This is a genomic window from Zoogloea oryzae (assembly GCF_030161255.1).
GTDB lineage: Bacteria > Pseudomonadota > Gammaproteobacteria > Burkholderiales > Rhodocyclaceae > Zoogloea > Zoogloea oryzae.
This window is the reverse complement of record NZ_BSPX01000204.1, coordinates 1-1,180: the sequence shown is the minus strand read 5'-3', so window position 1 is coordinate 1,180 and position 1,180 is coordinate 1. Positions and strand designations below refer to the sequence as shown.

General features: G+C 66.9%; 1 protein-coding gene. It reads left to right on the top strand.

The genetic code is table 11. From position 1 onward, the window contains the following. Positions 1-1,180: cadherin domain-containing protein (locus QQK25_RS23045; RefSeq protein ID WP_284190053.1), on the top strand; the 1,180-nt coding region annotated here is incomplete at both ends.

Below are 1,180 nucleotides of genomic sequence, written 5' to 3'. Positions count from 1 at the left end.
TCAGCTACAGCATTGTCGGTGGCGCCGACGCCGCGAAATTCACCATCAACGCCAGCACCGGCGCGTTGAGCTTCGTCACCGCGCCCGACTACGAAGCGCCCACCGACAGCGGCGGCAACAACGTCTACGACGTCACCGTCCAGGTTTCCGATGGCACGCTGACCAGCACCCAGGCCATCGCCGTCACGGTAACGCCGGTTAACGACAACACCCCGACGATCACCAGCGGCGCCGCGGCCAGCGTCGCAGAGAACGGTACGGCCGTGATGACGGTCACCGCGACGGACGCCGACCTGCCGGCGCAGACCCTCAGCTACAGCATTGTCGGTGGCGCCGACGCCGCGAAATTCACCATCAACGCCAGCACCGGCGCGTTGAGCTTCGTCACCGCGCCCGACTACGAAGCGCCCACCGACAGCGGCGGCAACAACGACTACGACGTCACCGTCCAGGTTTCCGATGGCGCGTTGACCAGCACCCAGGCGATCGCCGTCACCGTCACCCCGGTGAACGACAACACCCCCGCGATCACCAGCAGCGCCGCGGCCAGCGTCGCCGAGAACGGTACGGCCGTGATGACGGTCACCGCGACGGACGCCGACCTGCCGGCCCAGACCCTCAGCTATTCGATTGTCGGTGGCGCCGACGCCGCCAAGTTCTCGATCAACGGCACCACCGGCGCCCTCAGTTTCGTCACCGCCCCGGACTACGAAGCCCCGACCGACGCCGGCGCGAACAACGTTTACGACGTCACCGTGCAGGTTTCCGACGGTACGCTGACCAGCACCCAGGCCATCGCCGTCACGGTGACGCCAGTGAACGACAACACCCCGACGATCACCAGCAGTGCCACCGCCAGCGTCGCCGAAAACACCACCGCCGTGATGACGGTCACCGCCACCGACGCCGACCTGCCGGTCCAGACGCTGAGCTACAGCATCGTCGGCGGCGCCGACGCTGCGAAGTTCACCATCAACAGCAGCACCGGCGCGCTGAGTTTCCTCGCTGCGCCGAACTACGAAGCGCCCACCGACAGCGGCGGCAACAATGTCTACGACGTGACCATCCAGGTGAGCGACGGTGCGCTGACCAGCACCCAGGCCATCGCCGTCACGGTAACGCCGGTTAACGACAACACCCCGACGATCACCAGCGGCGCCACGGCCAGTGTCGCCGAGAA